Origin of the sequence: Bacillus sp. Hm123, from assembly GCF_051842975.2 — a bacterium.
In the GTDB taxonomy this organism is placed as follows: domain Bacteria; phylum Bacillota; class Bacilli; order Bacillales; family Domibacillaceae; genus Bacillus_CE.
Genome location: NZ_CM200277.1, coordinates 2,614,686 through 2,638,304 on the forward strand (window position 1 = coordinate 2,614,686; position 23,619 = coordinate 2,638,304).

Sequence of the window (23,619 nt, forward strand, 5' to 3'; positions counted from 1 at the left end):
CTAATGAAAGAGGTCTGGTGCCATCATCGATGAGGAACCAGACCTTGTGTATTATAGCTTTTCAATAAACTGTTCAATTTCCTCTTTCGTTTTCCGGTCTTTACTAACGAAGCGACCTAGCTCTTGTCCTTGGTCAAAAGCGACAAAACTAGGAATACCGAAAACGTCCAATTCTACGCAAAGATCGATAAATTGATCACGATCGACATAAACAAATGTAAACTCACTATATTTCGCTTCAATTTCTGGCAAAATCGGTTCAATCACTCGACAATCTGGACACCAGTCAGCAGAGAATAAAAAGAGATGCTTGCCTGATTGTTTCATTTCTTGAAATTGCTCCATTGATGTTAATTGTTTCATTTCGCTTTCCCTCCCGTTGAGATCGTCATCTGGCCAGGTAGTATCCAGCCTTTCTTTCTCATAAATTCAGATATCGTTAAGCTTATCACAAACGGACCGACGAAATGAAGTAGAAAGACTTGCAAAAAGACAACTGCTTCAAAGCCCATCACCGAAAAGGTCATAATCTGGCCGACAAAACCCGACGTCCCCATTCCTGCACCAGCAGCATTGTTCATCATCGGCCAAATCGTTGTGCCAATCGGGGCTAAAATCGCACCAGCGACTGTCGGCGGAATTAGTATTAGTGGATGCTGAATAATGTTCGGCACTTGCAGCATCGATGTGCCAAGCCCTTGCGCGATAAAACCGCCAAATTTATTTTCTCGATAACTAGCAACCGCAAAGCCAATCATTTGCGCACTGCACCCAATCGTCGCCGCTCCTGCAGCCAATCCATTTAAGTCGAGCATTAAAGCGATCGCCGCACTTGAAATCGGAGCGGTTAAAGCTAGTCCCATCAGCACCGCCACTAAAATCCCCATCGTGATCGGGCGTTGCAACGTCGCCCATTCAATCCAACCGCCAAAAAACTTCATAAACTGATCAATTCCCGGTCCTAAAAAAGCGGCCACGGAATAACCTGTTAAAATCGTGACAAAAGGCGCGACAATAATATCCACTTTCGTCGTTTGACTAACAGCCTTGCCTACTTCCGTCGCAAGAAGCGCCGCCACATAACTACCAGCAGGACCGCCGAGTGCTGCACCTGCTGCTCCTGCAATAACACTGGAAAACAAAACAAGAGGAGGCGCTTTTAAGCCATAAGCCACAGCTGCACCAATAGCTGGTCCCATTAAGCTCATCGCCAATTTACCCATGTCGACAAAGAACGGAAGGCTTAACTGTTCACCAACCGTTTTCATAATCAGTCCAATAATCAACGAGCTAAATAGCCCTAGCGCCATAAAGCTGAGCGCATCAATAAAATAAACTTTTGGAGATAAAGAAATTCCTTTCTTTTGCAAAAATGTTTTCATGAGGTCACCTTCCTTACACTTCATTTACTAGTGTAAAGACAATTATATACTGGATTGTCAACTTAATCAGCATTTATTTTTCTGAGGATGGATCATCTCCACGATTATTTTGCCACCTCAAACATATTTCATACTTTTCTTTCCAACGAAAAAAAGAGCGCCAAAAAACGGCGCTCTCTTCGTCATTAACTTCCTGCTTTAATACTGTCAACAGTTGCTTGATCACATGCTTTCACAAGGCGAACAATCAACTCTTTCGCTGCCGCATAATCATCAACATGAATGATGGACGCGTGGGTATGAATATAGCGTGAGCAAATGCCAATGACAGCACTTGGTACACCCTGATTCGATGTATGGACGCGCCCGGCATCGGTTCCCCCTTGAGAAATAAAGTATTGGTACGGAATGTGATGGGTTTCAGCTGTATCAAGCACGAATTCTCTCATGCCTCGGTGAGTGACCATCGTGCGATCAAAAATACGCAACAGCGTCCCTTTGCCGATTTGTCCAAACTGAGTCTTGTCTCCTGACATATCATTAGCCGGGCTAGCATCAAGCGCAAAGAAAATATCCGGTTGGATCATTTCCGCCGCCGTCTGAGCTCCTCTAAGACCGACTTCTTCTTGAACGGTCGCTCCTGAATAGAGCATATTTGGCAGCTTCTCATCCTTTAATTCTTTTAACAATTCAATCGCCAGTCCACAGCCGTAGCGATTATCCCATGCTTTAGCGAGGATTTTCTTCTCATTCGCCATCGGGGTAAACGCAGAAACAGGGACAATTTGCTGACCGGGTTTAATGCCAATTTTCTTCGCGTCCTCACGATCATCTGCCCCGATATCAATCAGCATATTTTTAATTTCCATTGGCTTTTGGCGCAATGCCTCACTTAATAAATGCGGTGGAATCGAGCCAATCACTCCAACAACCGGGCCGTGATCGGTAATAATTTCCACACGTTGAGCGAGCAGCACTTGATTCCACCAGCCTCCAAGTGTTTGAAAACGAATCATCCCATTCTCGGTAATATCGGTGACCATAAAGCCAACCTCGTCCATATGTCCTGCGACCATCACGGTTGGACCGGCTTCATTCCCTTTTTTCAATCCAAAGATACTCCCAAGACCATCTTGAATGATTTCATCCGCATAAGGCGTTAACATTTTTCGCATAAACGCTCGTACTTGATGCTCATTTCCAGAAGCACCAGGCAGCTCTGTTAAAGTTTTAAACAGCTCCATCGTTTCTTGATTCATCACTAACTCCCCTTTGAAATAGATTCCCCAATGAAAAGAGGCTTGTCCTTTTATCTTACAGAAAATTTCCCTTTCCCGCTACTTAATGGATAGAAGCATCCTGATGTAATTATTTCTTTTTTCAAAAAAACAGTATTTTTATTGCAGAAATTTCAATTAATTTGCGATTTGCTGTATAATAATTAGTAATCTATTAAAATAGGAGTGAAATCAATGAAATTTAGTTGGAGCACATTCATTTTAGGAGCGGCGGCTGGAGCGGCTGGCGCACTGCTTGTACAACAAAATGTAACAAACACAGCTTCTGCTTCTGCGGAAAAAGCATTGAAAGAAGTCAAGGAAGCATTTAAAGGCGAAGGCACGATTGATGGCTCTTGGGTGAAAATGAAGCCTGAGCCGATGAAGAAAACAGGTATGGATAAAATGGTCTATAAAGGCGGCGTTTCCCGTACCATCGACCAAAATCGTGAGCAATTTGAGTTTGTTGCTGACTCTCGCACAGGCACGATTATGGATGTTTATAAAACAAACTAATATGAAAGAGGCGATCCTTTTTAGAGAATCGCCTCTTTTATATTAAACGACTACTTTCTCTCTTTTCACACAATCGATCAATTCTCCGTTCTCGTTCCACTTGATGGCACGATAGAGCGCATCATGATAAAAAATAAACCAAGCGCCTTTTTCCATTCCTACTGGCAAATATTTTTGTTTCATCGCAATCGAGTCCATCGGATAATCATCAAACGCCATCACCCATAACACATTTTTGTGCGCATGTGTCGGCATTAAGTCCGCCATATGAATCAATGTTTCTCCGCTGTGCTCAATGATAATGATCGAATGACCGTCACTATGACCGCCAGAATGAATCATTTTCACCCCTGGAACGACCTCTAACTCTTCTTGGAACGTTTCGACTTGATCAGCAATCGCTTCCCAATTTTCTTTCCAATATGTGTTTTTCGAGCGGATGTTTGGCTCTCTCATTTCTTTCCATTCCGTTTCCGAAGTGTAAATAACCGCATTCGGAAACGCAGGTGTCAGCTCGCCATCGACTACCTTCGTCAATCCTAACACATGATCAAAATGCATATGTGTCATCAAAACGATATCAATATCTTCAGGTGTCCATCCTAACTGCTTCAATGAATCCTCTACTTGAGACTCCTCGGCCACCCCATAATTTCTTTTTTGCTTGTCCGATAGCCGATCATTCCCAATTCCCGCTTCAATTAAAATATTCTTTCCCTCTAGCTGAAAAAAAATCGGATCTGTTCGTAACTCGATTTGATTTTTTTCATTGACAGGGTATTTACGTGACCATAACGGCTTCGGCACAACGCCAAACATCGTTCCCCCATCTAAATTCGTCGCTCCCCCATTCAGCCACGTCAATGTCAGCTCCCCAACTTTCATTGTTTCCATCGCAATTCCTCCCTTTGTTCGACTACCACTTAATTGTAACACTTTTTCGATAATTGTACTATGTAGTCTGTTTTACTTAAATGAGACAAAAAAATGCCCGAACTTCTCGCTTATAGCGAAAAATCCGAGCACCTACTTCTATCTATTAGCGATATCTCGCTTCCGAACGATAAATTCTTTGACCTTTGGCTGAAAATTTCTCTTCGTATTCAGTCATGATGTTGCCTTCGAAATCACTGTTATGAAGATCCAAGCTAACATACGTTAACAATAGTCCGTAATCAGAAAAGCTTTTCAATGAGTATTCAAACAGTCCTTGGTTATCGGTCTTGAAATGAATCTCACCATGATCAGGCATAAGGTCTTCATATAATTTTAAAAATGTTTTATACGTTAAGCGACGCTTTTCATGGCGCGCTTTCGGCCACGGATCAGAAAAATTCAAATAGACGCGAGCGACGTCGCCTTTTGCAAAATAATCCGCCAAATCTCTGGCATCGACATCCATCAGCCTCAAATTTGGTAACTCCGCTTCAATTAAATGATCTAACGCGGAGACAATCACGCTTTCATATAGCTCAATACCGATGAAATTAATATCTGGATTCGCTTTCGCCATTCCTGTAATAAATTGACCTTTTCCCGTTCCTACTTCAATGTAGATCGGATTGTTGTTGCCAAATACTTCTGCCCACTGTCCTTTATGCTCCTCTGGATGAGCAACGACATACTGTGGATGAGCGTCTAGTTTCTCACGCGCCCATGGTTTATGTCTTAATCGCATAATCACACCTCATTCACTTTTTCACACCATAATATAACACAACTGACTAATCAATGATTGTTACCAGACCAAAAAAGAGCCCACGGCCGGACTCCATTATTTAAAAAAATGAAGGATTTTTCACACTAGAAATTTTTTCAAATCCGCTAAGCTCTCTTCCATTTCTAGTAAGCGATTCGTTTCTTTATCCCATTGAATAGATAGTAGCATTTGTGCAATCACATACCACTTCATTCTCAATTGCAAATGTGGAGTAAACGTCAGTCCATACTCTGAAAGCCATGCCTGCCATTCACTTTCATCAATATATTTATATAATAACATACCGAGATCAATCGCCGGGTCGCCGATCATCGCCCCATCCCAATCAATTAAAAACAACTCGTTCTCATTCGACAATAACCAGTTGTTATGATTGATATCTCCGTGGCAAACGACGTAATGACCGTGATTAATCTTTGTCATATTGTCTCGCAAAAATTGCAAACTCGAGAGGACTTCCTTATGTGTCAAGATGTCCTCATCTAACCGTATTTGAATCTCCTTCATAATCATCTCAGGAGAAGAAGGCTTCATCCCGATCCTCTCTAGCATAGAAAGCAGTGGCTGTGAAGAATGGATTTTACACATAAGCTGGGCCACTCGATTGCTCACCATTTCATGCGGCTTTAATTCCCGGCCTTCAAGCCAATGTTGAGCTGAGACGACATCTCCATTTTCTAACCGTTTCGTCCAGATGAGCTTTGGAACAATGCCCTCAGCAGACAATACGGCCAAAAAAGGGGAAGAGTTTTTCTTTAAAAATAATTGTTGTCCACCGCACCTAGCAAAGTAAGCCTTTCCTGTGACTCCACCAGCAGGAGTGATTTCCCATTCTTGTCCAAATAAATGTTCCAACTGCATTCACCTTCATTTTCGTTTAGCTGTCCGTATAATATGAACAAAAAAGACAGCTATCGAACATCTATGCAATAGCTATCTTTTCTTGATAAACCCGTTACCATCACCTGGCCATCATTATAGGTAGATTATATTTTACCACGAAATCACCGATTCGGCTACGGGACGAATAGAAAGAAAAGCGACGAGGATCTTTATCGGCTTATCTTGTGTGAATCAATCTTATTTTATACTATATGTTGATATTTTTTAGCGATAAACATTCTACTTATTGTCTTTCACTCTGTTTATTATCAAAGAAATTTAAAGTAAGATGAGAAATTAAGAGCTGTCCAGAAAGTCAGTTTCCACTGATTTTCTGGATACTTTTTTGACTTTCTAGCGATTTCTTCATCACTTCGCCTGCACACACACGACGACACTAATCGGCTCCAACTCTAAATAATCACTCGCTTCTCGCAAAACATCCACACCAGCCGTTTCATTCTCAACAATGATCTTCCAAGATGCTGGCCGGCTCGGCAATGTCACTTTGCCTTTAGCTGCTGAAGAGTGAAAAATGAGCAAAATTTCTTCCCATTCCCCATATTCCGCTACCTTGCTTAATAGCAGCACTAACGAGCCTCCATCTGAAGCTCCTTTAATTAAATGACGACGAATCGCTTGCGCATTTTTCAATCGAAAAGCACCGTGATGCTTTCTAATTTGAATCAGCCCTTTAACAAATTCAACCGTTGATCGATTTTCATATTGGCGATTCCAATCTAGTTGATTGATCGTATCTGAACTTGTATAGCTGTTCTCGACCCCGAACTTTGTGCGAAAAAATTCTTGCCCACTATGCAAAAAGGGAATGCCTTGTGATAATAGCACCATCGCTGTCGCGAGACGCTGTCGCTTTTTATTAAACTCTACTTCACCAGGAAAACAAGCTTCTAACTTATCCCATAGTGTGTAGTTGTCGTGAGATTCGACGTAATTGACGGATTGCTCTGGTTCCAAAAATAGTCCTTGTCTGTTGCCAAAGCCGATGCTTCCACCGATTACTTGAAAAGCTTCATGATGCAGACTTTCCCGCCCGAGTACAAAACCATGATCATATAAATTAAAGGTGCTACCTTTAATCGTGTCACGAAACCAATCGTTAAATTGAGCAATGCCAGGGAGATTTGCTTGATTAGCGATATTTGCTTTTAATTCTTTTGCAAGTGCCGTGTTCAGCTGCCAGCCTTCCCCGAGTAAAATGCAGCCCGGTTTTAGACGGTCCACCATCTTCCTTGCTTCATTCATCGTTTCAATATCGAGAATCCCCATTAAATCAAAACGGAACCCATCGACATTGTATTCTGTTAACCAATATTGTAGCGAGTCGAGAATGAATTTCCGCGCCATTTTCCGCTCCGAAGCAAAATCATTGCCGACTCCGGTTCCATTCGATGGACGGCCAAATTCATCTTGTCGAAAGAAATAACCCGGAACGATTCGCTCAAAAGACGAGGTTTCACGAATATACACATGGTTATACACGACATCCATAATGACCCGAATCCCTTCTTCATGAAGCGATTCAATCATTTGCTTCAATTCAATCACTCGCGTCTGCGGATCTTGCGGCTTAGAGCTATAACTTCCTTCTGGCACATTAAAATAGAGCGGATTATAGCCCCAATTATAATTTGCATATGGCTGTGTATCTGATACACCGAAAAAATCATTAAAAGGCAACAGCTCTAAATGGGTAATGCCTAGCTCCTTTAAATAATCGACACCTGTTGCTTGACCGAAACGGCCGCTCGTCTGCCTTTCCAAAAGCGAGCTATACTTCCCCTTATGTTGCATCCCGCTATCTGGATGCATCGAAAAATCACGAATCGATGCTTCATAAATAATGGCATCTAGCGGTGAAGAGAAAGGCGGTAGTTGATGCGTCGAAATGGACACTTTTTCTTCATCTAACACGCATGACCACTCACTATGCAATGAAACCGCCTTTGCGTATGGGTCGCCTGCTTCTTTCCATTGATTGTTGACACGTAAATGATATTGATAATAGATGCCTGCTAAATCACCTGGAATAATTGCCTCGTATATGCCTCGTTCACGACGGAACATTTTCACATACACGACATCTTCACTATCAATCGGTCGATATTTGACAAACACTTCTGTGGCTGTCGGCGCCCATAAACGAAAATGAGTCGCCTCCTTCGTATAAGAAGCTCCTAAATCCGAACTGTCATAATAAAAAAGGTCATCGAATTCCTTCGTCCGAATCACCCCACCAATTTGCAGATCCGTCCGCATCAATCGCTCATCTAACACGATATGAGGCCGACCGAATTCCGGTACGACTGGCGCGTAACAAGTATACTTTACGCTATCCTCTATCTGTACTTTATCGATGATCTTCAGCTCTACCATGTCTGCATCCTGTTCAAGAAAAAAACGCTCAGACTGCCCATTATAATAATAAGTAGGCACAATCATCGTAATCACATTCAACTGATCTAAATAGGCTTCAAAGGGTCGGTTCGCCATCGTTTACACCTCTTTTATTCACTGTCTTCTTCCTTGAAAATAAAGCCCTCATCCTCTTCCCACTCCGGACGTCGAAAGCTTGTCGTTTGCCCTACATCTAACAAGCTTTTTGCTGCCCTTAACTGCATATTTTTCAACGGAGAGCTCATATGGCGAAGTCTAGTAAACCATTCCTCAAACTTCCGCTCATCAATCACCTCTAGATCATAAGGTCCATTAGGATAATCGATAAACCCATTGCGAGAAATAATCGCTTTCCGAATCGGAAAGTCGACGTCGCATTGAAGAAATAATTGCTTCATCACGACTTCCATTCGGTTTAAAGAAAGAACAGGACTTAATACTTTCGCTTCCTTCTCTCCATATCTCTTCATCCAAAATCGTTCGGCTGAACCGATATAGACGGCCTGATCCTCTTCCTCTAAAAAAGTTAAGCACCACGCTTCCGTCGGTGTAAGCAAAATAATATCTAATTCCATTGGAGCATTTTTCAATCGAAGGATCGGCTGATAGAGTAGCATAAATGAATCTGGAAACCGCTGCAAAAAGAACTTCAAGCGCTCATCATGAAAGTATTTAAAATCAATATATGATTTTTCACGAATGGTCGAGCTTGCCCATTTCACTTGAAAATGAAAAAGCTGGTCTAAAAACTTTTTCTTTAACTCATCCATGTGCTGTACATCATACAGTTTTTCCATATCAAATAAGGACTCTTCTTCCTGCCTTTGAACGTCAGCTTCCTCTTCAATTTCCTCTTCCTCTTTTTGTCGCTTTAACATCGATTTGATTTTATATAGCATGCCGGCTTGAGCAACATCCTCTTCAACTTCTTCCACCATATCGTCCTCGATGCCTTCTAAGCGGCTATGTTCCCATTGTCCCCTTGTTTTTTGCCATTGCTGCTTTTTTAAGCGAACGAAATGGGAAGGGTACTTGTATAAGTCCATTTCATATCTCGAAATATAATCTTGTAGCTTAATTAATTGCGCCATTGGTCATGATTCCTTTCATTCAGTGACTTTAAAAATATCGTATTCTTCATATTTCGGACTGCGATCAAGATGCGTTTTATATAGCACTACTTTTTCACTAACGAATTGCATAGTAACTGGGGCTAATGGGGGAACATAAGCCTCTTCCCCTCGCCATTTTCTTGCCAATGTAATATGAGGACGAAACGGTCGACTCTCTAATTGAAAGCCAGCTTCATGACAAGCGGTACTGACAGCCTGCTGCAATTGCTGAAGTTTCGGTTCTTCCTGCACTCCTGCCCAAAAAATCCGCGGCTGCTCTTGCTTACCAAATGTACCAAACGAATCTATCGTCAAAGAAAAAGGAGAGAGGGTTTGTAGTACTTTCGCCACATTCATCTTTGCCTTTTCTAATTTTTCTTCTTCCGCCTCCCCTAAAAAGGCTAACGTCAAATGTAAATCCTGCTCATGAACCGCACGAGCAAAAGGAAGGTTTCGCTCACGAAATACTTGATGTAATTGCTTCTTAACGGATTCTGGTAAAGCGAGTGCAAAGAAATAATGATGACCCATACTTATACTCCTTTATCGTACATTTTACTCATATTTTAACAAAGAATCTGTGTTTGCGACAGATTTCGAAGTGGGGTAACGTGACGACTCTTTCTCTAATTCAATAAAAACAAATTGGATTTGTATGATTAATATGTTATTAATAAAAGAAACGATTGTAGAAAGGAAGAGCCTGAATGAAAATTGTTCAAAATATCGCCGAATTGATTGGAGATACTCCTCTCGTTAAATTAAATCGACTCAATCCAGAAAACGGGGCGGACGTGTATATGAAGCTAGAGTTTTTCAATCCGAGTAAAAGCGTGAAAGACCGAGCAGCTTTCAATATGATCGTGGAAGCGGAAAAAGCAGGTGTCTTAAAACCGGACTCAACGATTATTGAACCAACGAGCGGAAATACAGGAATCGGTTTAGCGATGAATGCCGCCGCTAGAGGTTACAAAGCGATTCTTGTAATGCCGGATACGATGACGAAGGAACGGATCAATTTACTGAAAGCATACGGGGCCGACGTTGTACTTACTCCAGGACATGAAAAAATGCCTGGCGCGATCAAAAAGGCGGAAGAGCTAGCAAAGGAAATTCCGAACAGCTTCATTCCGATGCAATTTGATAATGCCGCCAATCCAAATGCCCATCGAAACACAACCGCTCTTGAAATTGTCGAGAGTGTTCAACAAATAGGCAAAAAACTTGGTGCCTTTGTGGCGACAGCCGGCACGGGCGGTACAATCACTGGTACAGGCGAAGTGTTAAAAGAGCATTATCCAGACTTACTCGTCCATGTCGTGGAACCGGCAGGCTCTCCTGTCCTTTCCGGTGGGAAGCCTGGTAAACATAAGCTTGTCGGCACAAGCCCCGGCTTTATCCCAAACATACTAAATGAAGATGTGTATGATTATATTTATCAAATTAAAGACGAAGATGCATACGACATGACGCGTCGACTCGCTTGCGAAGAAGGGATTCTCGTTGGACCATCCTCAGGTGCCGCTTGCTATGCTGCCATTCAAACAGCCAAAACATTAACGAAGGATGAAATCGTCATTTGCATCGCCTGCGACACAGGTGAGCGCTATTTATCGAGCGATCTTTTTGTATAAAGTACTTCCCAAAAAAAAGCATGCAGAACCCCTCTGCATGCTTTTTACTTTATTTCTCCACTGCTAGCTCCCAAATGGCTTGGGCATAAATAGCCGTTGCTTTCAGTAAATCCTCTATAAACATATGTTCATCTTTTTGATGAGCGACATCCGCTCGACCCGGGAACAGCGCTCCATAAGCCACACCTGTTTTTAACGAGCGTGCATACGTCCCTCCACCGATGGATAATAATTCGGCTTTCTCACCTGTTTGCTCTTCATACACTTTCGCAAGCGTTTGAATAAATGGATGATCTTGTTCGACATGATGAGGCTCGCTATTGGAAAAATTCTCGATCGCGATATTTTCTTGCTGCAAACGCTCTGTTAGTTCTGCCTTTTTCTCTGCGAATGGGAATGTGACAGGATAGCGCATATTTACCCCTAAACGAGCACCCATTTGTTCGTCATATGAAAACTTGCCAACATTAATGGTTAAATCACCTGTGATGTCGTCTTGATAATCGACTCCTAACGTCTTCCCGCGCGAATCTTGGAAGAAAGAGCGGCTCGTCCATTGGAAAAAGTGAGCAGATTTTGCATCAAGTACTCGATTCGCCAAAAATTCCACTAAATATAAGCCAGCACTTTTTCCAAGGTCAGGCTCCATCCCATGAGCAGAGACACCCTTCATTTCCAATACAAGCAATCCACGATCAATATAATATTGCCCCTCTAAGCCATTGTCTTTCGCAAAGTCACTATAGCTTTGTAACAGCTCTGTTTGCCCATTATTGACGGTTAATACCGCTTTCGCATAATCAGGCACCATATTGTAACGTCGACCAGATTCAAACGAATGAACGACCAAATTCACCGATTGATCCGGCTTTGAAGCGACAGGTGAAAACACAAGGTCGAAATCGGCAATCCCTTTTTCCGCAAAAATAATCGGAAAATCAGCATCCGGGGCAAAACCAATCGACGGCATTTCTTCCGTAGCAAAATAGCGATCTACACAACGCCAATCGCTCTCTTCATCCGTTCCAATGATCATCCGCACTCGTTTGTTAAACGTTTGTCCCAGCTCCTTCACGATTTTCATCGCATAATAAGCAGCCATCGTTGGCCCTTTATCATCGATCGCCCCGCGACCAAAAATTTTGCCGTCTCTCATTTCTCCACCAAACGGATCGGTCGTCCAATCATCCCCTTCTGGAACGACATCAACATGACATAAAATCCCGAGTAGATCTTCACCAGCACCAAATTCTAAATGTCCTGCAAGATTGTCGACATTCTTGCCCGTAAATCCATCCTGTTCACCAAGCGCCAGCATAAAATCAAGCGCTTCTTTCACTTGCTCTCCAAGCGGAGCATCAGCCGTTGCTCCTTCCTCATCTAATACGCTTTTGATCGCAATTAACGACTGTAAATCCTGAAGTAAATCATCCTTTCGCTTCTCCACTTCCAACATCCAATCAATGGCTGTCATCACTAAATACTCCCTTCAAAAAACAAATATATTCCTATTTTACCCTTGATCCCCTAGAAAAGAAATCATTTGAGAAGGACAAAATGGTTTCATCTATTATTAAAAATGGGTAAAGATCATGTAAATAATCATTAAATCAATCATTTTTCTAGAAAATTTGAATAAAATGAGGTAAACTGTAAGTGTCAGACATCTTAAACTATTTTGTAAAGGAGCTGTCTGTGGCAAAAGAATTACATATTTTTTGAGAAGCATCAACTTCTCTATTAACCGTCGTCTGTTGGATTGCCTCTGGAAAAAAGATGAGGGAGTGGTTTTTTGAAACCTTCAACGAATCGGATGCTAAATCGAATTAAATCAGTCTATATGTTTATTAAAGAAAACGGGACTGTTTCAACTCAAGAAATAGTAGATGAATTTGGCATCACTCCTCGCACCATTCAACGCGATTTGAATGTGTTAGCCTACAACGACTTAGTCGTTAGTCCAAGTCGTGGCAAGTGGACAACAACGGAAAAGAAAGTTCGAGTTAGTTCTTAAAAAAATGAATATTGTACATGTCAATCCCCCGCCTCATCGACGGGGGATTCTTTAATTTCTTTATCTATCTACTAACAGCTTGATTTCTTCTTCTGTTAACTCTCGGTATTCTCCAAGCTCTAGCTCTTCATCAAGCACGAGCGGTCCCATCGACATGCGTTGCAAATAAACAACCTTTTTGCCAACCGCTTCAAACATCCTCTTCACTTGATGGAACTTCCCTTCTGTAATCGTTAGTTCAATATCTGATCGCAGCCCGCTTTTTACAATCACTAACTCTCCCGGCTTCGTTTCATAACCATCATCTAACGTAACCCCCTGACGAAAGACTTCTACATCACTCTCGGTTACTTCACCATCAATGACGGCAAAATATGTTTTCGGCACATGTTTTTTCGGCGAGAGCAGCTGATGGGCAAGCTGTCCATCATTCGTAATTAACAACAAACCTTCCGTATCCTTATCAAGCCTACCGACTGGAAATGGCTCAAATACGACGTGTTCTAGGTCTAATAAATCAATCACCGTTTCATCGCGCGTATCCTCTGTCGCTGAAATGACTCCTGGTGGCTTATTCATCATTAAATAAATAAACTCCCGATAATGCACCTCTTCTCCGTGAATAACGACCTGATCTTTGTAAGGGTCAACGTGCTGCTTAGCGTCTTTCACTAGCTCTCCATTCACGGTCACAGCACCGGATTTCAAGATTTTCTTCACATCTTTCCGACTGCCGTAGCCAAGATTAGCTAAAATTTTATCGACTCTCATGACCTTCCTCCATTCTTTCTCATACCTTTATTTTTTCGCTCGTGATAGCATTAAAACGGTTGTAATAATGCAAAGCGTTCCGATCCATTCACCGATGCCGAAATCAACGTGCAAGACGATGACGGATAAAAACACCGCAGATAACGGCTCCACACAAGCGAGCAAGCTCGTTTCTGACGGCTTTAAATAATGCAAGCTCTCTGAATATAAATAAAAAGCGATCAACGTGCCAAAAATGATGACAAACAGCACGCCAGCCACTGTCGGCACATTAAGCAGCCCTTCATATTTCCACGGCGGATGAACAAAGCTAAATCCAAGTCCCCCAAGTGTCATTCCCCAGCCAATCACCACGACTGCTCCCCATCTTTTCAGCAACTCAATCGGATAAACGGTGTAAAAGGCAAGAGCAACCGCTGAGCTAAGTCCCCAAAACACAGAGTGACTTGAAATCGTTAACGCAAACGGATTACCACCCGTCACAAGGAAGAATGTTCCTAGCACTGATAGTAAGACCGCTACTGTCTCCTTCGTCGATGGCTTTGACTTCGAACGAAAGGTAATGTAAAGCACTATCAATACCGGCGCCAAATATTGCAGCACCGTCGCTGTCGCCGCATTGCCGCTTTCAATCGCCGCAAAGAATGTATACTGCACGCCGATCATCCCGATGATACTCAATAAAAGCAGCGGTAGTCTACTAAATCGGTCTTTCCAAATAGCGAACACTAAGCTCGGCTCTTTCAGCGCAGCTAAGCAAAGTAAGATTAATCCAGAAAACAACAGCCGCACCGCCACAAGCCATTCTACACTAACTCCTTGCTGTTGAAACAAAAATTGGGCGACCACTCCTGATCCTCCCCAAAATGTCGCACTAGAAAGCACCATGATCATACCTTTAGAACGCGCGCTCAAAGCCATTGCTCTCCCTCCTCAATAAAAAAGAGGCAGCCCCTCTTTAGATGAGCGCCTCTTCTTATTTCTAAGCTTTAGATCGTTGTAATTTTTTCTTTAAGCGATCAAGCTTCGAGCCAACTAACACATCTGCCAATCCTGCTCGAAGACTTAAGACAAAGTAAATAGCTGCTCCAATGACCGCACATATGCCAATTAATATAGTTGCCTGTACTTTGCTTGTCAAATCAAATAACGGCGAAATAAGTGAATACACACTAATAACCGCTACTGCCATAATCACATTAAACATCACTATTTGAGCAATCTTCCTTGAAATCGAGCGCAATGAATAGTTCGCATAATATTTAATGACTAGTAAGTTAATAATAATCGACGCACTATATCCAATCGCCGTTGCATAAATAGCTCCCTCTGTTTGGAATAGTTTAATGAGAGGGATATTTAAAGCGAACTTCAACAAAATCCCCACCAATAAACTAAACACAGTGAAACGCTGCTCATTAATCCCTTGCAAAACCGCTGCCGTTACTGTGAACAGCGCAAACAGAATCGCTACAGGTGCATAGGCACGTAAAATTTCAGCCCCAATTTCACTACGTTCGTAGAATACAGCATAAAAAGGATCAGCCAGTAACATAATCCCAACGATTGCTGGAACCGTTAAAAACAACAGCACTTGGAATGTTTGATCTAGTTGCTTTTTCACATGCTTTAAATCTCCCGCAACAAACGAAGTCGTAATATGGGGAATGAGTGACATCGAAAAGGCTGTTGCCAAAGACACAGGAATAATAACAATTTTCTGCGTGCTAAAATTTAAAATGCCAAACAATATATCCGATACTTTCGCTTGGCCGATCGCTGCCATCGCCCGGTTAAAGGTGACCGTATCAATGAGTTGATACAGCGGAATCGCGACACCGACAAAGACGAATGGAATCGCATAGATCAAGATTTCGCGATAAATTTCTCTAAGTGATACTTGTACCTCGCCTTTGTCTTGCTCCAGTAATTCATCTAAATATTTCTTCCGCTTTCTCCAATACCAAAATAGAACAAATAGGCCAAATGCTGCACCGATAAAGGCCGCAAAGGTAGCGACACCAACCGCTGTGACGACGTCTCCATTCAACACATTTAATACGGCATAAGCCCCGACGAGTAGGAAGATAATGCGAGCAATTTGCTCCACTACTGTGGACACGGCCGATGGTCCCATCGACTGATGTCCTTGAAAAAAGCCGCGCATTAAACTCATAAAAGGAACGATAATTAACGCAAAGCTGACGGCACGAATGACGTACGTCACATCTTGTAAAGAATATAGTTGTTCTTTATTTAACACAACCAGCTTCGCAAAAAATGGCGCAAATAGATACATGATCGCAAAAGCAACGACCCCTGTAATCGACATGACCAACAAGCCTGACTTAAATAACCTACGCCCAACGGCATACTCCTCTAACGAATTATACTTCGCAATAAATTTCGACACAGCTAGTGGAACACCAGCCGTTGCAATACTAATAAAGATCGTATAAGGAACATATCCATACTGATAAAGTGCGACTGACTCTTTTCCAATAATTGAATAAAACGGGATCACATAAAATAATCCTAGAAATTTAGAAATAAACGTCCCGAGTGTTAAAATAAATGTTCCTCTAATTAACTTTGACGACATACAAATCCCTTTCTCCGTTCATCAAATAAAATATAAACACAAAAATAAGTTTACCTCTTTCCATAGTATCTGACAATTTTTTAATGAAAAATGATATCATTAAAATGATTCGACATTTTTTTCAATTCGCTTAAATTTTTTATATTTATTTACAATTGATGAAAATTACACTATATTCATATGGTTGAGAATGTGTAAAGAGAGGTATGCTATTCTACTTTAGGTTTTTTTAGGTAAGGAGGTGGAGATGCATACAGATCTTAAGTTGTATGCAAGGATAAATATGAAGCAAATTAGAGAGATATTATGGTTAAATGATCCCTTTTCTTACCAAGTACTATCATCTCTTCAATTAACTGATGAAGCTGTGTCAACCGTTGACCCTTCTGAATTAGCTGATCAGGAAGTCATCAAACAGACTCTTGCTGTCTGTTATGCTTATGAAGCTATGCCGATGGAACTACGATCCGATCAACTATGGAACCAATTAGCTAAAGCAAATGATATAGAGCTAGTTGCTTTTGTTTCTTCTGTTCAAGAGGAAGTGGACGCACTCGCTAACGGTGCCACAACAACGATCACGATCAATGAACCCGCATTAATGACTGAAAAGTTAAACAAGATCCTCGACGTAAGACGAGCGTTACGGTCGCAGATATTTGACGCTGCCACTTCTGCTTATTCGCGCTCAATGCTACCGTTTATTATTCAGCAATGTTTATCGGATGAACGACAAAAAAACTATCTATTTTCTGTCGTTTTCTGTCAAGTTGATCATTTAACAACAGAATCGGAGCAAGCATTTGTCCAGTTTTTCCAACGCCAGCTACGCAAGAAGGATTTAATCATTCGCTGGAGTCATGGGCAATTTATTTTCATTTTATTTAATTTGAACCAGGACATGCTCTCAAGCGTCTTTGATCGAATTTTGTCATCGTACGAGAAAAACTTTTCTGCTAGAATGATTGGATCAGAAATGGTGTCACCAGCCGGTTCACTAGAAGCATTTGTAGAGAAGTTACAGCTAGAGCTAGCAAATATGGCAGTAAGTGATGAGCCAACAGTGCGTTTTCAACCGTTTGTACATACACTAAGTGAGGAGGAAAAAGAAACGTACCGGATAGCTATTGTTCAAAACGATGCCTTTACGAAAAGTTTGCTCGTCAAATATGTTGAACGCTTAGCTAGTAAACGATATAAGTTTGAAACTCAGACATTTGATAATGGGCAACAATTTTTTCAGTCCGCTTGGAGTCGCAGCTATGACCCTTATTTACTTATTATTGATACAAAAGCCGCGCAAATAGGCGCCGTTGAATTTGTGAAGAAACTGAGAGCATCTTATCCGAAACATCAATATGCCGTTTTCTCATTAATGAATCGGGTGAATGATATTGAGTTAATTGAATTGTTGGCACACGACATTTCTGACCATATCGTCAAACCGTTTTCAATCGATGAACTGTTGACAAAGTTAAAACGAATCATTGAAGGAGAGCGTTGATCATGGTGTCTATACCACTTCATATATTGTTTTACATCATTGTGATCTTGTTATTCGCACTCCTTATCTTTTTTTTCTTTCTTATTTACATCAAACAGAAACGTTCGATAAAAGAAAGGAAACAAGCAGATTGGTTAAAAGAACATGAAGAATATTTACTTACCCTTCTGTCTACTGGTGAATGGTCTGTGCGAGCGAATTTATCTAGCAAATTTGTTTATGAAGCGATTGAACGATTCTTTTTAAATTTTTTAAAGACTGTGAAAGACGATGAATCACAGCATCATATTCAACAATGGGTAGAAACTCATTTCGCCGAACGATATCGTACGCAATTGAATAGTCGAACGATGGCGATTCGGCTAAATACACTCTATCGGATTGAAAAATTCCATTGTACGAGCTTCCAAGCTCCTTTATATCATCGTTATTTGTTAAATCAAGCGACTACAGAAGAAAAAATACTCATTTTGCAAATTTTAGCGAACTTCCAAGATGAGCGAGTGATTGAACTTCTTAATAAAGAAGAAATTGATTATCCTTATTTTTACTATTATGATATTTTAACAAGATTTTCTACTACTATAAATGTTGAAAACGTGATAGGCTCTTTTCAACATTTAACAACACCCCTTCAATATGCCGTCATTGAGTATATTGGCGCTCAAGGCTGGAGCGAATATGAACCTTTGTTACTAAAACTGATTGACCATGATAACGAAGAAATGAATATTCGAGCGATGAAGGCGCTCTATCAGCTTCATTACTTATCCGATATGGCCCCATTGCTGCCTCATTTTGAAACTGAGCATTGGCCTAAAAAAATGTGGCTAGCGAAGCTCAGTATGTTACATCATCACGAAGCATGTATTCCCTATTTAAAACAATGGTTAGCCGATTCATCATGGTATGTGCGCCGAGCGGCAGCTAACGCTTTATTAAGCTATCCAACAGGGGAATGGGAATTAAGACAAATTGCTCAATTTAGTGAGGATGCCTATGCGAGAGATGCAGCGAAAGAGCGTTTAGAAAGGGGGATTGGTTTTTAATGTATACAGTTTTACAATCGCTTCGTACAGTAGTGGAGATCTTTTCGCAAATCATTTTCTTCTATACGATCGCGATTATTTTGATCATGATCATACTAATGTTCTTTGCGATTAAACAAATACGAAAAACGCACCTACTCGATTTCGAAGAGCCTTATGATAAGCATTTACGCTCTGAATTTACGAAGCCGATTTCGATTTTAGTACCAGGAAAAAATGAAGAAACGGGCATTGTCAGTACGGTTCGGTCATTGCTAACGGTCGATTACCCAGAATTTGAAATTATCGTTATTAATGATGGTTCGACTGACTCCACCTTGCAGACGATGATAGATACATTCGACCTACAACCGATCACAAGCTATTATCGCAAACGCTTAGCTTCTAAACCGGTAAAACAAGTGTATCAATCGAGGATCTACCCCCATTTATTTTTAATGGATAAGAAGTCCGGCGGAAAAGCGGATGCATTAAATGCGGGAATGAATCTCGCTCAATACCCTTTCTTCTGCTCATTAGATGCTGACTCAATCATTGAACGAACAGCCTTTATTAAAATTATGAAGCCGATTATTGATTCTGATGATAACATTATAGCGAGCGGCGGTAGCGTTCGAATTGCGAACGACTGCGTCATCGAACGTGGAGAGTTAAAAAGTGTTTCATTAAGTAAAAATAAAGTCGTTGTTCATCAAGTCATTGAGTATTTACGCGACTTCTTATTTGGTCGAATCGGCTTTGGCTCTCGTAACCTATTATTAATTGTCTCCGGGGCATTTGGCGTGTTTTCCAAAGAGTATTGCATCGCGATCGGAGGCTATCGCACAAATACGGTCGGTGAAGATATGGACTTAGTCGTTCGCCTTCATCGATATATCAAGGAAAATAAATTAAATAAGAAAATCGCTTATATACCAGAGCCCGTTTGCTGGACAGAAGCTCCTGAAACACTTAATGTATTACGGCGTCAGCGAAATCGCTGGTATCGCGGATTATTTGAAAGCCTTTGGCATAACAAGCGGATGTTTCTCAATCCTAAATATGGAAAAATCGGTTTCGTCAGTTTTCCATATTATTTATTGATCGAGCTATTAGGACCTCTCGTCGAAATGATTGGATATATTATTATCTTACTAGGCCCATTTCTAGGAGGGGTTCATATCGTATATTCTTTAGCTCTCTTCTTCTGTATTTTATTATTAGGCTCGATGCTATCAATGTTTTCAATTTTATTAGAAGAATGGAGTTTTCGCAGATATGAAAAGCTAGGAGATTTTATCCGTTTGTTTCTATCTAGCCTGCTTGAATCCTTTTGGTATCGACCATTAATGACCTTCTATCGTGTCGAAGGTTTCTTCCAAATCATTTTTAAAAAGAAAGCTTGGGGAGACATGAAACGTAAAGGCCTGTCCCAATCATAAATGACTATATATCAATAAGGAGGTGGAACGATGAAACGAATTCTCATATTAATCGCGGTACTATTACTCATCCTCTCTCCTAGAATCCTTTGGAGTTTGAAAACACCAACTCCTTTAGACATAGCCGTTATCGATAAAACAGTCCCAAAAACGGATTACCGAGAGCATAACGGGTTATTTTGGATGTTAGATAATGAAAAAATTTTCAACGATCGCGGAGACACATACGATATTGGGCGGGATTATTTCGGATACGACCCATATGATCAAAAACCATTTCCGCCATTTAGTGAGTCTGGACCATTTGATCTTATTTATATCGCCGATACGTATGGTGTCTACAGTAATGATTTAAAAGAAAAGCCTGATGGAGAACGCTCTAAGCATGTGTATGGCGGAATGGATTTATTAGAGTGGAATCAAATTATGAATAGCCGTGATCAACAATCCACTTTAATCGCTGAGTTCAATTCCTTCGCTACTCCGACCGATTCGACGACTCGATCGGTCATGGAAGAAAACTTAAATGTCGAGTGGACAGGCTGGAGCGGACGCTATTTCTCAGATTTAAATAGCGAAGAAATTCCGCCATGGCTGATCCGCAATTATGAAAACCAATATAAAAAGAAATGGAGCTTTGAGGGGTCAGGGATTGCTTTTGTTCACTTATCTGATCAAGTTGTCGTCCTCGGTAACCAAGAGAAGCGACCATTTGTACAGTTTCAACTAACGAAAGCAGGCGCGAAACACTACGAACATGTCAACGACTCTCATTATATGTATTGGTTTGATATCGTTCGTCCGCAAGAGGGGGCGATCGTGGAAGCAGAATATGATCTACATTTGTCTAAAAAAGAAAAAGAACAGCTCAAAGATGCCGAAATTCCAATGAACTTTCCAGCGATCATTCATCATGAACAGGAAAAAACATATTATTTTGCTGGAGACTATGCTGATTTTCCGAAACAATCGCTTGCCAAATGGATCGGTTCCCCTTATCTATTTTGGCTATTCTCTGATGATGAAAGCCAGTTTTATTGGCGGTCTTATGTACCTTTAATGCGTCACATTTTAACAGATATTACTGAAGAGAAAGCGGAGTGAGAACAGTGAAAAAAGCAAAAAACAAACAGAAATATCTTCATTTTTCCATGTGGTTCATTCTGCTAAGTACCTTTGGTGTCGGCGGCGGCATTTTATTCTTATTATTTGCTGTCGTCCCTATTGAGCAATGGTACGTCGATCGTGGATGGTCACAATATAGAATCGATAACGTTATGAAGTATTACGTCATCGGCTGGGTCGTGTTCGGATTCTTCATTTCATTTCTTTATTACCGCTATATCGTGAAAGTGAAGCGTTATAAATGGGCGTATACGTTAGTTATTAGCTCGATTTTATTGTGTGGCGTGTCTTTTTACTATTTTATGAATACTGGTAGCGGCGTCATCCAAGGTTCGCAAGGAGAAGTAGAAAAAGGTGATCGCTTTACATTTGGACCATACCCAGAAGAAAATGATTTGGCCGCCTTAAAAGAGGAAGGATATGACGGCGTGATCACCTTACTAAATCCTACCCTCCCAATCGAAAAACCGTTGCTCGACAAGGAAAAAAAGAATGCAAAAAATGTCGACATTGAACTACATTCCATTCCGATGCTCCCATGGGTTGGAAATAATAGCGACTCGATTAAAACAGTGAAGCAGCTTATTAAACAAGATGACAAAAAGTATTATGTTCACTGTTATTTAGGAAAGCATCGTGTTGATGTCATTAAACAAGTCATTAACCAAGAGTTAGACGAAACGTATAAAGTCAATTTTATGCAGCCGACAACTTTTGAACGTGGAAATCTATATCATGCGAACAAGCAAAACATCCTTTTTGGTCCCTTCCCTACCGATGAAGAGTGGTTTACTCGCATTAAACGGGCGGAAGTAAAAGAAGTCGTCTCTTTATTACGTCCGGACCAAACGAAATGGCTCGATCAAGAGAAACAAGTAACGAAAGAAATGCAAATTCAATTTACTCATATTCCAATGAGCAAGAATCCATCCGTACAAGAAATCAAAAAAATAGGCGATGAGCTTTTATCGCGCAAGCAAAAAGTGTTCGTCCATAACTTTAACGATACGGTGCCAATCGAAAAGCTACATGCGTATGTGAGCTGGGGGAAATTTCTTTCTACCACTCCAAATCATGAGCGGATGCGCACCATTGGCGCACGTGTGATTGTTGGCTTCTCTCCTACAGCTAGTGAACGAAACGCGCTAGTGACGAGCGGAATTGAATCTTTTGTTTCTATTGACCCGAAAGCCAATGTAACCGAACTGTACAAGCAAGCACTAGCAATTAGCCAAAGCAAACAATTAACCTATATTAGCATTTCTGATCAAGCAACAATGAATCCCTTAGAAAAAATGGTCACAGGGCTTTTACTAGGTTCCATTAACGGTAGAGAGACATTGAAAAATCAAACATTAACCAATGGAACAACAATCTTTTTAGATCGAAATATGGTCATCGGCCCGATATTGTCGAAGGAAGAATACAGCTCCTTTGCTTTAAGTAATGGAGTCGCTCAACTCATTTTCCTTTATTCACCTAGCGTGATGTCAGAAGCGGATATGCAAGAAGTGAAAAGCATCGCCGAGCAACACGCGATCCCATTGCAAATCATTCCGATGTACCCAGGCTACGAAGAACAACTAGTCCCTGCATTAAACAACGAAAACGGTCTGAACTACATCATGACCGCACCAGACCTCATCCCGCACGTCAACGAATTTCTCGGGCATTTTTGATGACTAATGCGGAAGGCGCTGCCTAGCGACGTATGGACTGGAACGAGCCGATCGAGATAAAGGAAACACGATGAACGACAGTGAATCGATGTTGACTTATCGCAAGGAGGAACGTGGAAGTCCACTAGTCGCTAGCGCCTGGAGCTGGATGATGCTAAAGCGGAAGGCGCTTGGTCATCGGCGACAAGCAAAAGACGAGCCGGCTGAAAGGTTGCTCTTTAACCTTTTGGACGGATTGGCTTTTGACCTCGAGCCGATAGCGCCTGGAGCTGGATGACGCTAAAGCGGAGCCGACTGCTCAGACACGACAAGCAAATGTTCTGGCGCTGAAAAGACGACAGTCTTGTAAGCGACAGGTTATTTGACTCGAGTGTCTAGGAGGCGCAGCTGGATGATACTAATGCGGAAGGCGCTGGTCCAGCGACGTATGGACTGGAACAAACAGAGAGAAGCACACCGCTTCTCTCTTTTGCTTTTATTGACAAGATGAAAGTCTATCCACTACTATGAAAA

Annotated in this window: 22 protein-coding genes; 9 read left to right on the plus strand and 13 right to left on the minus strand. The window is 41.3% G+C overall.

From position 1 onward, the window contains the following. Positions 1 to 51 precede the first annotated feature (51 nt). From ACSVDJ_RS13605 to ACSVDJ_RS13615, 3 genes are all read right to left on the minus strand, one after another. Positions 52 to 363, minus strand: coding sequence for a thioredoxin family protein (locus tag ACSVDJ_RS13605; protein WP_439169821.1), 312 nt, complete (start codon positions 361 to 363; stop codon positions 52 to 54). Beyond that, positions 360 to 1,382 carry a PTS sugar transporter subunit IIC gene (locus ACSVDJ_RS13610; RefSeq protein WP_439169820.1) on the minus strand — a complete coding sequence of 341 codons (1,023 nt, stop codon included), beginning with the start codon at positions 1,380 to 1,382 and terminating at the stop codon, positions 360 to 362. The genes ACSVDJ_RS13605 and ACSVDJ_RS13610 overlap by 4 nt, the downstream gene beginning before the upstream one ends. A 185-nt stretch (positions 1,383 to 1,567) precedes the next feature. After that, entirely contained in the window at positions 1,568 to 2,641 is a 1,074-nt protein-coding gene (locus ACSVDJ_RS13615) for a M42 family metallopeptidase (RefSeq protein ID WP_439169819.1), read from the minus strand. 213 nt (positions 2,642 to 2,854) lie between these two features. On the opposite strand from ACSVDJ_RS13615, the gene ACSVDJ_RS13620 reads away from it, so the two are divergent. Next, complete coding sequence (locus ACSVDJ_RS13620; RefSeq protein WP_094834304.1) at positions 2,855 to 3,175, plus strand: PepSY domain-containing protein; 321 nt, start codon at positions 2,855 to 2,857, stop codon at positions 3,173 to 3,175. A 42-nt stretch (positions 3,176 to 3,217) separates the two neighbouring features. Here the strand turns inward: ACSVDJ_RS13620 and ACSVDJ_RS13625 are convergent, their stop codons facing one another. From ACSVDJ_RS13625 to thpR, 6 genes are all read right to left on the minus strand, one after another. Beyond that, positions 3,218 to 4,069 carry a YtnP family quorum-quenching lactonase gene (locus tag ACSVDJ_RS13625; protein WP_439169818.1) on the minus strand — a complete coding sequence of 284 codons (852 nt, stop codon included), beginning with the start codon at positions 4,067 to 4,069 and terminating at the stop codon, positions 3,218 to 3,220. A 145-nt stretch (positions 4,070 to 4,214) separates the two neighbouring features. Next, on the minus strand, positions 4,215 to 4,853 hold the full coding sequence (gene trmB, locus ACSVDJ_RS13630) for a tRNA (guanosine(46)-N7)-methyltransferase TrmB (protein WP_439169817.1): 639 nt from the start codon (positions 4,851 to 4,853) through the stop codon (positions 4,215 to 4,217). Positions 4,854 to 4,973: 120 nt separating this feature from the next. Next, complete coding sequence (locus ACSVDJ_RS13635; RefSeq protein WP_439169816.1) at positions 4,974 to 5,750, minus strand: phosphotransferase; 777 nt, start codon at positions 5,748 to 5,750, stop codon at positions 4,974 to 4,976. A 396-nt stretch (positions 5,751 to 6,146) separates the two neighbouring features. Beyond that, a complete protein-coding gene (gene pulA / locus ACSVDJ_RS13640; RefSeq protein WP_439169815.1) occupies positions 6,147 to 8,291 on the minus strand; it encodes a type I pullulanase in 2,145 nt (714 codons plus the stop codon). Positions 8,292 to 8,305: 14 nt separating this feature from the next. Then, positions 8,306 to 9,286, minus strand: a complete 981-nt coding sequence (locus tag ACSVDJ_RS13645) for an NERD domain-containing protein (protein ID WP_439169814.1) — start codon at positions 9,284 to 9,286, stop codon at positions 8,306 to 8,308. Positions 9,287 to 9,301: 15 nt separating this feature from the next. Then, positions 9,302 to 9,838: an RNA 2',3'-cyclic phosphodiesterase gene (thpR, locus tag ACSVDJ_RS13650; RefSeq protein WP_439169813.1), complete on the minus strand. Its 537-nt coding sequence runs from the start codon at positions 9,836 to 9,838 to the stop codon at positions 9,302 to 9,304. Between the two features lie 176 nt (positions 9,839 to 10,014). On the opposite strand from thpR, the gene cysK reads away from it, so the two are divergent. Then, a complete protein-coding gene (gene cysK, locus ACSVDJ_RS13655) occupies positions 10,015 to 10,941 on the plus strand; it encodes a cysteine synthase A (protein WP_439169812.1) in 927 nt (308 codons plus the stop codon). A 49-nt stretch (positions 10,942 to 10,990) separates the two neighbouring features. On the opposite strand, the gene pepV is transcribed toward cysK, so the two are convergent. Beyond that, positions 10,991 to 12,415 (minus strand): dipeptidase PepV, encoded by a 1,425-nt coding sequence (gene pepV / locus ACSVDJ_RS13660; protein WP_439169811.1) that lies wholly within the window; start codon positions 12,413 to 12,415, stop codon positions 10,991 to 10,993. Positions 12,416 to 12,733: 318 nt separating this feature from the next. Here pepV and ACSVDJ_RS13665 point away from each other — a divergent pair, with 318 nt between their 5' ends. Further along, on the plus strand, positions 12,734 to 12,955 hold the full coding sequence (locus ACSVDJ_RS13665; protein WP_439169810.1) for a DeoR family transcriptional regulator: 222 nt from the start codon (positions 12,734 to 12,736) through the stop codon (positions 12,953 to 12,955). A gap of 60 nt (positions 12,956 to 13,015) precedes the next feature. Here ACSVDJ_RS13665 and ACSVDJ_RS13670 read toward each other — a convergent pair whose 3' ends face one another. The 3 genes from ACSVDJ_RS13670 to ACSVDJ_RS13680 all read right to left on the minus strand — a co-directional run bounded on the left by ACSVDJ_RS13670 (position 13,016) and on the right by ACSVDJ_RS13680 (position 16,328). Continuing rightward, complete coding sequence (locus ACSVDJ_RS13670) at positions 13,016 to 13,726, minus strand: pseudouridine synthase (RefSeq protein ID WP_439169809.1); 711 nt, start codon at positions 13,724 to 13,726, stop codon at positions 13,016 to 13,018. 27 nt (positions 13,727 to 13,753) lie between these two features. Beyond that, positions 13,754 to 14,647: a DMT family transporter gene (locus ACSVDJ_RS13675; RefSeq protein ID WP_439169808.1), complete on the minus strand. Its 894-nt coding sequence runs from the start codon at positions 14,645 to 14,647 to the stop codon at positions 13,754 to 13,756. Between the two features lie 61 nt (positions 14,648 to 14,708). After that, positions 14,709 to 16,328 (minus strand): putative polysaccharide biosynthesis protein, encoded by a 1,620-nt coding sequence (locus ACSVDJ_RS13680; RefSeq protein WP_439169807.1) that lies wholly within the window; start codon positions 16,326 to 16,328, stop codon positions 14,709 to 14,711. Positions 16,329 to 16,575: 247 nt separating this feature from the next. Between ACSVDJ_RS13680 and ACSVDJ_RS13685 the strand changes: the two genes are divergently transcribed. The 6 genes from ACSVDJ_RS13685 to ACSVDJ_RS13710 all read left to right on the plus strand — a co-directional run bounded on the left by ACSVDJ_RS13685 (position 16,576) and on the right by ACSVDJ_RS13710 (position 23,383). After that, positions 16,576 to 17,832 (plus strand): hypothetical protein, encoded by a 1,257-nt coding sequence (locus tag ACSVDJ_RS13685; protein WP_439169806.1) that lies wholly within the window; start codon positions 16,576 to 16,578, stop codon positions 17,830 to 17,832. A gap of 2 nt (positions 17,833 to 17,834) precedes the next feature. After that, complete coding sequence (locus tag ACSVDJ_RS13690; RefSeq protein ID WP_439169805.1) at positions 17,835 to 18,881, plus strand: HEAT repeat domain-containing protein; 1,047 nt, start codon at positions 17,835 to 17,837, stop codon at positions 18,879 to 18,881. Continuing rightward, a complete protein-coding gene (locus ACSVDJ_RS13695) occupies positions 18,881 to 20,302 on the plus strand; it encodes a glycosyltransferase family 2 protein (RefSeq protein ID WP_439169804.1) in 1,422 nt (473 codons plus the stop codon). The genes ACSVDJ_RS13690 and ACSVDJ_RS13695 overlap by 1 nt, the downstream gene beginning before the upstream one ends. A gap of 30 nt (positions 20,303 to 20,332) precedes the next feature. Next, entirely contained in the window at positions 20,333 to 21,406 is a 1,074-nt protein-coding gene (locus ACSVDJ_RS13700) for a hypothetical protein (protein ID WP_439169803.1), read from the plus strand. Beyond that, positions 21,403 to 23,106, plus strand: coding sequence for a hypothetical protein (locus ACSVDJ_RS13705; protein ID WP_439169802.1), 1,704 nt, complete (start codon positions 21,403 to 21,405; stop codon positions 23,104 to 23,106). The genes ACSVDJ_RS13700 and ACSVDJ_RS13705 overlap by 4 nt, the downstream gene beginning before the upstream one ends. Positions 23,107 to 23,176: 70 nt before the next feature. Continuing rightward, entirely contained in the window at positions 23,177 to 23,383 is a 207-nt protein-coding gene (locus ACSVDJ_RS13710; protein ID WP_439169801.1) for a hypothetical protein, read from the plus strand. The last annotated feature ends 236 nt before the right edge of the window (positions 23,384 to 23,619 follow it).